The 11,178-nt window shown below is 64.9% G+C and carries 11 protein-coding genes; 5 read left to right on the top strand and 6 right to left on the bottom strand.

Translation table 11 applies throughout. The annotated features are described in order from the left end of the window. The first annotated feature begins 1 nt into the window (after position 1). The 5 genes from cdd to upp all read left to right on the top strand — a co-directional run bounded on the left by cdd (position 2) and on the right by upp (position 4,499). Positions 2 to 391 carry a cytidine deaminase gene (gene cdd / locus BLP76_RS00480; protein ID WP_092808945.1) on the top strand — a complete coding sequence of 130 codons (390 nt, stop codon included), beginning with the start codon at positions 2 to 4 and terminating at the stop codon, positions 389 to 391. After that, positions 388 to 1,197, top strand: coding sequence for a purine-nucleoside phosphorylase (locus BLP76_RS00485; RefSeq protein ID WP_420867606.1), 810 nt, complete (start codon positions 388 to 390; stop codon positions 1,195 to 1,197). Before cdd ends, BLP76_RS00485 begins: the two co-directional genes overlap by 4 nt. Next, positions 1,194 to 2,510, top strand: a complete 1,317-nt coding sequence (deoA, locus tag BLP76_RS00490) for a thymidine phosphorylase (protein WP_092808948.1) — start codon at positions 1,194 to 1,196, stop codon at positions 2,508 to 2,510. Before BLP76_RS00485 ends, deoA begins: the two co-directional genes overlap by 4 nt. Next, complete coding sequence (locus tag BLP76_RS00495; RefSeq protein WP_092808949.1) at positions 2,510 to 3,730, top strand: phosphopentomutase; 1,221 nt, start codon at positions 2,510 to 2,512, stop codon at positions 3,728 to 3,730. Before deoA ends, BLP76_RS00495 begins: the two co-directional genes overlap by 1 nt. Before the next feature lie 124 nt (positions 3,731 to 3,854). Beyond that, positions 3,855 to 4,499 carry a uracil phosphoribosyltransferase gene (gene upp / locus BLP76_RS00500; RefSeq protein WP_280139898.1) on the top strand — a complete coding sequence of 215 codons (645 nt, stop codon included), beginning with the start codon at positions 3,855 to 3,857 and terminating at the stop codon, positions 4,497 to 4,499. 263 nt (positions 4,500 to 4,762) lie between these two features. Here the strand turns inward: upp and phoB are convergent, their stop codons facing one another. From phoB to BLP76_RS00530, 6 genes are all read right to left on the bottom strand, one after another. Continuing rightward, positions 4,763 to 5,458 (bottom strand): phosphate regulon transcriptional regulator PhoB, encoded by a 696-nt coding sequence (gene phoB, locus BLP76_RS00505; RefSeq protein WP_092809987.1) that lies wholly within the window; start codon positions 5,456 to 5,458, stop codon positions 4,763 to 4,765. A 17-nt stretch (positions 5,459 to 5,475) separates the two neighbouring features. After that, on the bottom strand, positions 5,476 to 6,162 hold the full coding sequence (gene phoU, locus BLP76_RS00510; RefSeq protein WP_092808950.1) for a phosphate signaling complex protein PhoU: 687 nt from the start codon (positions 6,160 to 6,162) through the stop codon (positions 5,476 to 5,478). A 20-nt stretch (positions 6,163 to 6,182) separates the two neighbouring features. Further along, complete coding sequence (pstB, locus tag BLP76_RS00515) at positions 6,183 to 6,929, bottom strand: phosphate ABC transporter ATP-binding protein PstB (protein ID WP_244514415.1); 747 nt, start codon at positions 6,927 to 6,929, stop codon at positions 6,183 to 6,185. 108 nt (positions 6,930 to 7,037) lie between these two features. Next, complete coding sequence (pstA, locus tag BLP76_RS00520; protein WP_092808952.1) at positions 7,038 to 8,408, bottom strand: phosphate ABC transporter permease PstA; 1,371 nt, start codon at positions 8,406 to 8,408, stop codon at positions 7,038 to 7,040. Beyond that, on the bottom strand, positions 8,405 to 9,778 hold the full coding sequence (gene pstC, locus BLP76_RS00525) for a phosphate ABC transporter permease subunit PstC (protein WP_200170487.1): 1,374 nt from the start codon (positions 9,776 to 9,778) through the stop codon (positions 8,405 to 8,407). The genes pstA and pstC overlap by 4 nt, the downstream gene beginning before the upstream one ends. A gap of 151 nt (positions 9,779 to 9,929) precedes the next feature. Continuing rightward, complete coding sequence (locus BLP76_RS00530; protein ID WP_244514323.1) at positions 9,930 to 10,976, bottom strand: substrate-binding domain-containing protein; 1,047 nt, start codon at positions 10,974 to 10,976, stop codon at positions 9,930 to 9,932. Between the last annotated feature and the right edge of the window lie 202 nt (positions 10,977 to 11,178).

Genomic DNA, 11,178 nt, shown 5'->3' on the forward strand with positions numbered 1-11,178 from the left:
AATGGCGCGCGATCTTTTCGAGGCGGCGCGGAAGGCGATGCTGAACGCGCATGCCCCCTATTCGGATTTTCCCGTCGGAGCGGCGCTGCGCACCGCAAGCGGCAAGATTTTCGTCGGCGCCAATGTGGAGAATGCGAGTTTTCCGGAAGGCTGGTGCGCGGAGACCTCCGCGATCGCGGCGATGGTCGCGGCCGGCGAACGCGAGATCGCCGAAATCGCCATTCTCGCCGCCAAGATGCCACGCATCACGCCCTGCGGCGGTTGCCGCCAGCGGCTGCGCGAATTCGGCACCGAAGAGACGCTCGTGCATCTCTGCGATGCGACGGGCCCCGTCGCCTATGCGTCGCTCGGCACGCTCCTGCCGCTCGCTTTCGATCTGGACGAGGAATGATGAGAGCCGAGACGATTGCAAAGACCATTGCCGATCGCGCCGGCATGGCGCCGAAGGCGGCGATCGTTCTGGGCTCCGGCCTGTCGGGCCTGACGGGCAAGCTCCAGGATGCCGTGGCGATCCCCTATGCGGAGCTCGACGGCTTTCCGCGGCCCTCCGTCTCCGGCCATGCCGGAGAGCTCGTGATCGGAATTTTGGGGCGCACGCCGGTGGCGCTGATGGCCGGGCGGTCGCATTTTTATGAGCATGGCCGCGCCGACGTGATGCGCCCGGCGCTCGGGACGCTCAAAGCTCTCGGCGTCGAAACGCTGATTTTGACCAATGCGGCCGGCAGCCTGCGGGAAGACATGCCGCCGGGCTCGCTGATGCAGATCACCGACCATATCAGCCTTCTCGGCGCCAATCCCTTGATCGGCGAGGCCTCCGACCAGCGCTTCGTCGGCATGACGGAGGCCTATGACCGGGTGCTGATCGGCGATTTCCGGATCGCGGCCGAAGAGGCGCGCCGTGAGATCGCCGAAGGCGTCTATATGTGGGTGAGCGGGCCGTCCTTCGAGACGCCGGCGGAAATCCGTGCCGCCCGCATTCTGGGTGCCGATGCGATCGGCATGTCGACCGTGCCGGAGGTCATCCTGGCGCGCTTTCTCGGGCTTCGCGTCGCGGCCTTTTCCGTCATCACCAATTATGCGGCCGGCATGACCGGGCGCGAGCTTTCGCATGAGGAGACGAAGACCGTGGCACCGCTCGGGGGAGAGAAGCTTGAGGCGATCTTGATGCGGCATTTCTCCGGGGAGGGGGCGAGATGAGTTTTCTGCCGCAGGAAATCATCCGCAACAAGCGCGACGGCGCCGCGCTGAGCGCCGACGAGATCACGTTTTTCGTGCAGGGGCTGACGGACGGCATCGTCACCGAAGGACAGGTGGCGGCGCTCGCCATGGCCGTTTTCTTCCGCGGCATGGACGAGGCCGAGATCGTGGCGCTGACGCAGGCGATGACCCGCTCCGGCGACGTTCTGACCTGGCCGGAGGCGGACGCGCCCATCCTCGACAAGCATTCGACCGGCGGCATCGGCGACAATGTCTCCTTGATGCTGGCCCCGATCGTGGCGGCCTGCGGCGGGCTGGTGCCGATGATTTCCGGGCGCGGGCTCGGCCATACCGGCGGCACGCTCGACAAGCTCGATTCCATTCCGGGTTATAAGACGCAGCCGGATCTTGCGACCTTCCGCAAGGTGGTGGCGGAGGCGGGCTGCGCCATCATCGGTCAGACCGGCGATCTCGCCCCGGCCGACAAGCGTTTTTACGGCATCCGCGACGTGACGGCGACGGTGGAATCGGTGCCGCTGATCACCGCCTCGATCCTGTCGAAGAAGCTCGCCGCCGGGCTTTCCGGCCTCGTCCTCGACGTGAAGACGGGCACCGGCGCCTTCATGGCCGATCCGGCCGATGCGCATCGTCTCGCCGAAAGCCTGGTGACGGTCGCAAAGGGGGCGGGGCTTCCCGCAGCCGCGCTCATCACCGACATGAACGAGCCGCTCGCTTCGGCCGCCGGCAATGCGGTCGAGGTGCAGAATGCCGTCGATTTCCTGACCTGCCGGCATCGCGACCGGCGGCTCGAAAAGGTCACCATCGCGCTTTCCGGCGAGATGCTGAGGCTGGGCGGCCTTTCGCCCACCGCCGAGGCGGGCGAGGAGATGGCGTGGGCGGCGCTTGCGAACGGGGCGGCGGCGGAGCGCTTCCAGAAGATGGTGAGCACGCTCGGCGGGCCGGCGGATTTCGTCGAAAATCCGGAACGCCATCTGCCGAAAGCGCCTTTTGCGCGCATGGTCGGCTCCGCCAGCACCGGCTATGTCGAGGCGATCGACACACGCGCCATCGGCGTCGCCGTGGTGACGCTCGGCGGCGGCAGGCGACGGGCTGAAGATGCGATCGACCATGCCGTCGGCGTGACGCAGCTTGCCGCGATCGGCGACGAGGTGGGGCCGGATCATCCGCTGGCGCTCGTCCATGCCCGCGACGAAGAGGCGTTCGCCGATGCCGCGCATGCGATCAGGCGCGCCTACCGCATCGCCGAGACACCGGTTTCGGCCAATCCCCTGATTGTCGAAAGGCTGCAATGATGGCCCGCGGTTTCTTTCTGGTGATGGATTCCGTCGGCATCGGCGGGGCGAAGGACGCAGCCGAATTTGGTGATGAAGGTGCGAACACGCTCGGCCATATCGCCGAATGTTGCGCCAACGGCGAAGCCGACCGCGCCGGCCTGCGGCAGGGGCCGCTCACCATCCCGAACATGAACCGGCTGGGTCTCGGCCGGGCCGCGGAGGCGGCGTCGGGCGCCTATCCGGCGGGGCTTGAGCATGTCGCAGAACCTGAGGCGATCTGGGGTTTCGCCCGCGAACGCTCGCGCGGCAAGGACACGACGACGGGCCATTGGGAACTCGCCGGCTGCCCGTTGCGCGAGGCCTGGGGTTATTTTCCGGCCGAAGAGCCGGCCTTTCCGGCCGAGTTGACCGAGGCGCTGATCGCGCAAGCGGGGCTGCCCGGCATTCTCGGCAACACCCATGCCTCCGGCACGGCGATCATCGCCGAACTCGGCGAGGAGCATGTGAAGACCGGCAAGCCGATCTGCTACACCTCGGCCGACAGCGTCTTTCAGATCGCCGCGCATGAGGAGGCTTTCGGGCTCGAACGCCTTTATGAGACCTGCCGGATCGCGAGAAAGCTTTGCGACCCGTACCGCATTGGGCGGGTGATCGCGCGCCCCTTTAAGGGCGACGGCGCGGAAAGTTTCGCGCGCACCGGCAACCGGCGGGATTTTTCCGTGCCGCCGCCGGCGCGCACGCTCCTCGACGAGGCGAAGGAGGCGGGCCGCGACGTCTGGGCGATCGGAAAAATCTCCGACATTTTTGCAGGTCACGGCGTGACGCAGACGCTGAAGGCGCCGGAGAACGAGAGCCAGTTCGACAAGACGCTGGAGGCGGCGCGTGCGGCCAAGGACGGCGATCTCATCGTCACCAACTTCATCGATTTCGACCAGATTTACGGCCACCGGCGCGATACGGCCGGCTATGCGGCGGCACTCGAAGCCTTTGACCGGCGCCTGCCGGAGCTCTTTGCGCTTCTGAAGCCGGGCGATCTCGTCATCCTGACGGCCGATCACGGCAACGATCCGACCTGGACAGGCACCGATCACACACGTGAAACAGTGCCGGTTCTGGCCTTCGGGCCGGGGATCGAAGGGCGCCGGGCGGGCGAGCTTTCGACCTATGCTGATGTCGGCCAGACGCTGTCGGCGCATCTTGCCCTGCCGCCTCTTGCCGCGGGCGCGAGCCTGATCTGAGGCGATTTCGCCGGTGAATATCGTCGTCCGGTTCCAGGCTGCGGGTTGACCTTGGTGCCGTGACCCATTTCACCCAAGGTGAGACAGAAGCCGCCGACGAACGACAGACGAGAAGGAGAGGGGCGTGGACGCTTCAACGAGACGGGATGTGACGGTCGTCGATCATCCGATGGTCCAGCACAAGCTGACGATCATGCGCGACAAGGCCACGTCCACGGCGAGTTTCCGCCGTCTGTTGCGCGAGATTGCAGCACTTTTGACCTATGAGGCGACGCGCGACCTGGAATTGACGACGACGACCATCGAGACGCCGCTCGCCACCATGGAAGCGCCGACCTTGGCCGGCAAGAAGCTCGTCTTCGCCTCCATCCTGCGCGCCGGCAACGGCCTTCTGGAAGGCATGCTCGATCTGGTGCCGGCCGCCCGCGTCGCCCATGTCGGTCTCTACCGCGATCCTGAAACGCTGCAGCCGGTGGAATATTACTTCAAGGCGCCGGAAGATCTGCACGAGCGTGTCGTCATCGCCGTCGATCCGATGCTGGCGACGGCGAATTCCGCGATCGCCGCGATCCGGGGGCTCAAGGAGCGCGGGGCGAAGGACATCCGCTTCGTCTGCCTGCTGGCTGCGCCCGAAGGTGTGGAGCGCTTCCGCGCCGCCCATCCCGACGTGCCTGTGGTGACGGCCGCGATCGACAGCCATTTGAACGATCACGGCTATATCCTGCCCGGCCTCGGCGATGCCGGCGACCGCATGTACGGGACGAAATAGGGGTTTTCTGCGAGTTGCCTGCTGGCCGCTCTTCATCTCGCCTTGAGGATGACGACCGCATCTGACGCAAGGGCGTTGCAGCGGGCTCCAGTTCTTCTCCCCTTTTGGGGAGAAGTTGGCGGGCGAAGCCCGCCGGATGAGGGGTGGTCTTCCATCCCGCGCCGAGATCCGTTCTTCGTCCACCCCTCACCGCCCGCTTCGCGGGCACCTCTCCCCAGAAGGGGAGAGGAATGGAGCCTGCTGCGCGGATTGTCCCGAAAAAATCAGGTCGTGACGAACTGCTCGTTGAGGGCGTAGCCGGCGCCGCGCACCGTGCGGATCGGGTCGCGCATGCGGCCGCGGTTGATCGCCTTTCTGAGGCGGCCGACATGCACATCGACGGTGCGTTCGTCGACATAGACGTCGCGGCCCCAGACGCCGTTCAAGAGCTGCTCGCGGGTGAAGACGCGGCCCGGGCTGCGCATCAGGAATTCCAGAAGCCGGAATTCCGTCGGCCCGAGATGGATCTCGCGGCCCCCGCGGAAGACGCGGAAGGTGCCGCGGTCGAGTTCGAGATCGCCGGCGGCGAGCTTGTCGGCGACCATTTCCGGGCGCGTGCGGCGCAGGAGCGCTTTCACGCGGGCCATCAGCTCGGGCACCGAGAAGGGTTTGACGACATAATCGTCGGCACCGGTGGCAAGGCCGCGGATGCGCTCGTCTTCCTCGCCGCGCGCCGTCAGCATGATGACGGGGAGTTTTGCGGTCGCCTCGCGCATTCTGATGCGGCGGCAGAGTTCGATGCCGGAGAGGCCCGGCAGCATCCAATCGAGAACGAGGAGGTCCGGCGCCTCTTCCAGAAGGCGCAATTCCGCATCGTCACCGCGCCCCACCGTGTCGACGGAATATCCTTCCGCCTCCAGGTTGTAGCGCAGAAGCAGCGTCAGCGGTTCTTCATCCTCGACGACGAGAATCCGGGGCACCTGCATGGCTCACTCCGTCAACCCGCGGACGGCGCAGTCGCCGCGCGTTCCATCTGTTTGCCGGTGACGAGATAGGTGATCGTCTCGGCGATGTTGGTGGCGTGGTCGCCGATCCGCTCGATGTTCTTGGCACAGAAGAGAAGATGCGTGCACATGCCGATATTGCGCGGATCTTCCATCATGTAGGTGAGCATCTCGCGAAACAGCGACACATACATGGCGTCGATCTCGTCGTCGGAGCGCCACACCGAGATCGCCTTCTGCACGTCGCGCGAGCCATAGGCGTCGAGCACGTCCTTGAGCTGGCGCAGGCCGAGGCTTGCGAGATGCTCCACACCGCGGCGAAGCTGGTGGTTCATCCGCTGGTCTTCGATGGCGAGCGCGCGCTTGGCGATGTTCTTGCCGAGATCGCCGACGCGTTCCAGATCGTGCGAGATGCGGATCGCGGCGACGGTTTCGCGGAGATCCTGGGCCATCGGCTGGCGCTTGGCGATGACGAGGATCGCCCGCTCTTCGATCTGGTAGTGCATCTGGTTGATCTGGCGGTCGCCGAGGATGACGTCCTGGGCGAGCTGCGAATTGGTGCTCAACAGCGCATTCACAGCATCGTCGAGTTGCTGTTCGACGAGGCCGCCCATTTCGGCGATGGAGCGGGCGAGTTCCCGCAATTCCTCGTCATAGGAAGTGACGATATGTTCAGACACGGGGCTCGTTCCTCTCCCGGTTAGCCGAAGCGGCCGGTGATGTAGTCCTGGGTGCGTTTGTCGGTCGGGTTGGTGAACATCATGTCCGTCGGCCCCTCCTCGACGAGATAACCAAGATGGAACATCGCGGTACGCTGCGACACGCGGGCCGCCTGCTGCATCGAATGGGTGACGATGACGATCGTATAGTTTTCGCGCAATTCGTCGATCAGCTCTTCCACCTTGGCGGTGGCGATCGGGTCGAGCGCGGAGCACGGCTCGTCCATCAAGATGACTTCCGGGTTCACGGCGATCGCGCGGGCGATGCAAAGGCGCTGCTGTTGGCCGCCGGAGAGGCCGGTGCCGGGTTCGTCGAGCCGGTCCTTGACCTCGTTGAAGAGGCCGGCGCGCTGCAGGCTCGTTGCGACGATCTCTTCGAGGTCGCGCTTGGCGGAGGCAAGGCCATGAATGCGCGGCCCGTAGGCGACGTTCTCGAAGATCGATTTCGGGAACGGGTTGGGCTTCTGGAAGACCATGCCGACGCGGGCCCTGAGCTCCACGACATCGAGTGCCTTGTCGTAGATGTTTTCGCCGTCGAGCGTGATGTGGCCGGAGACGCGGGCGATGTCGATCGTGTCGTTCATCCGGTTGAGGCATCGAAGGAAGGTCGATTTTCCGCAGCCGGACGGGCCGATCAGCGAGATGACCTGATTTTCCGGCACGTCGAGATCGACGTCGAACAGGGCCTGCTTGTCGGCGTAATGGACGGACACTTTCTCGGCGCGCATTTTCGGCACGGCTGCACTCTCCTGCGGCACTTCGGGCGGTGCTTTCGTCGCCGTGGCTTTGGCCGCGCTCGGGCTATGGCTGATATCGTTCATGGCGAATTCTCCCAGTTACCAGCGCCGCTCGATGCGCTGGCGCAGCAGGATCGCGATCGCGTTGAGGCTGATCATCAGACCAAGCAAGACGATGATAGCGGCATTTGTGCGGGCTTCGAAAAAGTTGAAGTTCTCGTTGCCCTGCCAGAGGTAGATCTGCACGGGCAGCGCCGTCGCCTGATCCATCGGGCTCGACGGCACGCTCGCCACGAAGGCGTTCATGCCGATGAGAAGCAGCGGCGCGGTCTCGCCGAGCGCCTGGGCGACGCCGATGATGGTCGCCGTCAAAATGCCCGGAATGGCGAGCGGCAGGACGTGGTGGAAGACCATCTGCGTGCGTGAGGCACCGAGCCCGAGCGCCGCTTCGCGGATCGACGGCGGAATCGCGCGCAAGGTACCGCGGGTGGCGATGATGATCGTCGGCAGCGTCATCAAGGTGAGGACGAGACCGCCGACGAGCGGCGCCGACAGGGGCAGATGCATCCAGTTGATGAAGATCGAGGCGCCGAGGAGGCCGAAGACGATCGACGGCACGGCGGCGAGGTTGTTGATGTTGACCTCGATGAAATCGGTGAAGCGGTTCGTCGGCGCGAATTCTTCCAGATAGATAGCGCTGGCGACGCCGATCGGGACCGCCAGCATGATGACGACGAGCATCATGTAGAGCGAGCCCATGAAGGCGCCGGCGAGACCGGCCGAGGCCGGCGAGGAGCGCGAATCGACGTTGAAGAAGATGCCGGTATTGAAGCTTTGGGTGATGACGCCCTTTTCCGCGAGCGCATCGGCAATCTCCTGCTCGCCGGGCGAGAGCTGCTGACGGCTTTGCCCGAGCGAACGGTCGATGTTGCCTTTGAGCCAATTGTCGACATTGGCGTCGGCGAGAAGATCGACGTCGATCGTCTGGCCGATGAGGCTCGGATCTTCGAGCACCATGTCGCGCAGGGCATAGCGTTCGCCGCTCGCGACGATGCCGACGATATCGCGGGTCTTCGCGTCGGCGAGATCGGCCGGCAGGACGCCGCGCACGGCCTTTTCCAGGATCTTGTTCCAGCTGACGCGGGCAAGAGCGCGCCGCCAATCGGTCAGCTCGGCCTCGAACTCGGCCGGGTTCTGGCCGGCCTTTTGGACGGGCGGCGGCCCGACGTCGATGACGTCGGCATTGAGCGAGATTTGAAGATGCAGCGTCGATTGCCAGAAGGCCGGCATGCCCTTGAAGAGGACGGAGCCGAAGAGCACCGCCACCATGGCGAGGGCGGCAAAGACCGCGGCAAGGCCGATCATCTGAAACCGGCGTTCTTGCGCGTGACGTCTCTTGAGGCCCGCGCGCACGGCGCCGAGCTGATTGTCGACGGGTGCCGAAGCGGAGGCGGTGTCGGTCGCGCTCATTCGTACTGCTCCCGATATTTGCGGACGATGTAGAGCGCCACGACGTTGAGGCCGAGCGTCATGATGAAAAGCGTGAGGCCGAGGGCGAAGGCGACGAGCGATTGCGGGCTGGCGAAATCGGTGTCGCCCGTCAGCTGATTGACGATCGAGACGGTGACACTGGTGCTCGGCTCGAACGGGTTGAAGCGCAGAACCGGCGAATTGCCGGCGGCGAGCACCACGATCATGGTTTCGCCGATGGCGCGGCTGACGGCGAGAAGAAAGGCGCCGACGATGCCGGGCAGCGCCGCCGGCAGGATGACGCGCTTGATCGTCTCAGAGCGCGTGGCGCCCAATCCGAGCGAGCCGTCGCGCATCGAGGCGGGCACCTGCGTGATGATGTCGTCGGAGAGCGAGGAGATGAACGGGATGATCATCACGCCCATGACGGCGCCGGCCGTGAAGGCGCTGGTGGCGCTGATGTCGAGGCCGACGGCGGCGCCGAGATCGGCGAAGAAGGGACCCGCGACGGTGAGCGCGAAGACGCCGTAGACGATCGTCGGAATGCCGGCGAGGATTTCGATGATCGGCTTGGCGATGTTGCGCAGATGCGAGGAGGCGTATTCGGCCATGTAGATGGCCGTCATCAGCCCGATCGGCAGCGCCACGAGGATGGCGATGGCGCTGATCATCAAGGTGCCGACGAGAAGCGGCAGGAGGCCGAAATCGCCCTGGCCGGCGCCGACGGAAGAAAAGCGCGGGTTCCAGACCGTTCCGAAGAAGAAGTCGAGCGGATTGACGAAGCCGAAGAAGCGCACCGCTTCGCCGAGAAGCGAGGCGACGATGCCGACGGTCGTCATGATGGCGACGGCGGAGCACAGAAGCAGGAGAACGCGGATGACGCGCTCCACCTCGTTGCGGGCGCGCAGCCGCGGCGTGATGCGGCGCAGCGTATAGACGAGGCCTGCGACGGCCGAGGACGCCACGAGCGCGACGAGGGCGAAATTCCAGATCGCGTGATAGGTGCCGAGCCGCGTCGCCGCGACGTTCTCGTAGGGTCTGGCTTCGCCGACGATGCCGAAGCCGGTGGCGATCTGGTGGATGCGCTGCATGACGCCGCGCAATTCGTGGGTCGGCAGGTCGCGCACTTCCGGCGGCAGGGCCGACAAAATCACGTAGCGGGTGATGACGGGTTCAAAGAGCCCGAAAACGATGATCACCGCGAGAGCGGGAATGGCGCACCAGATGGCGACGAGGAGCCCGTGATAGGCGGGACGGGAATGGGGGCGGACCTCCGAACGGCCCGTCACTTTGCGGTAGCGGCCGAGCGCCACCTGATAGCCGAGCGCCATCAGGGCAAGCAGGATACCGACGATTATGAGATCACTCACGAACAGACCTCTCGTTGCGCGCTCGCGCTGAGCGAACCGGAAGCGCGATGCCTTTTGTCTCTTGCCGTCATGGCCATGTCGCGGGGAGAGGGAACGAAGATAGCCGACAAAAGAAGGGCGGAGCGTGTTGTCACGCTCCGCCCCTATCAGATTAGCCCTGCAGGTCGGAAGCCGAGAGCGTCTTTTCGTCCTCGACATTCTGACGCTGAGTCTCGAGCTCCTTTTCCGGAGCCGGGATCATGCCGGCCTCTTCGAGGCGACCGCCGGAGCCGGCCATGTCGTCGGAGAGGAAGAACTCGGCATAGTCCTTGATGCCCGGGATGACGCCGATGTGCTCGCCCTTGATGTAGAAGAACAGCGGGCGGGAGACCGGGTAGTCGCCGGAGGCGATCGTGTCGATGCTCGGCTCGACGCCCGACATCGTGGCGACCTTCAGCTTGTCGCGGTTCTGGTCGTAGAAGGAGAGGCCGAAGACGCCCATCGTGTTGTCGTTGGCTTCAAGGCGCGCCAGCGTCTCGGTGTAGTCGCCCGAGATCTCCGTGACGCGGTCCTGACGGAAGTTGAGGCAGGTCGCCTTCATCTCGTCTTCGCTCATCTCCGGAAGACCGGCTTCCTCGCAGCCCGGGAGAACGACCTTCTCCTCGAAGACTTCGCGCGTGCCGTGATTGCCGGCCGGGATGGCGAGCTGGATTTCCTGATCCGGCAGGGAGGAATCGATGTCGCTCCAGCTGGTGTAGGGATTGTCGACCATCTTGCCGTCCTGCGGCACCTTGGCGGCGAGCGCCTTGTAGACGTCGATCGGCTTCAGGGCGAAGTTGTCCTTGTCGGCATTGGTGGCGAAGACGATGCCGTCATAGCCGATGCGGACTTCGATGATCTTCTTGACGCCGGCTTCGTTGCACGCCTCGATTTCGGACGGCTTGATGCGGCGCGAAGCGTTGGCGATGTCGATGGTGTTTTCACCGACGCCCTGGCAGAACTGGCGCAGGCCGCCCGAGGAGCCGCCGGAGCCGACGACCGGGGTGTTGAAGTCCGGATAGGCGTTGCCGAATTCTTCCGCCACGATGGAGGCGAAAGGCAGCACGGTGGACGAACCGGCGATCTGGATCGTGTCACGGGACTGGGCGTTGGCAGCGCCGGCCGAGAAGGCGGCGCCTACGGCCAGCGCCGCGACACCAGCGAGAAGCTTGTAAGTCACTGAGATATCTCCCTGTTTTGCTTCGTGAGAAAGCATGGCCATGCAGCGATGACCGGGGCCTTCCTAGGCGTCGGGCGAAACAGGTTTGTGAAATTAGTATGACACTTGAATGACACTCGGGCCGAGGCGGGGCGGAAATCGTTTCCCCGGGACAGGGAAGGCGGCGACGGGAGCCGGCGCAAAGCCCGGAAATCCGCGGCTG

This window comes from Afifella marina DSM 2698 (assembly GCF_900102695.1).
Classification (GTDB): domain Bacteria; phylum Pseudomonadota; class Alphaproteobacteria; order Rhizobiales; family Afifellaceae; genus Afifella; species Afifella marina.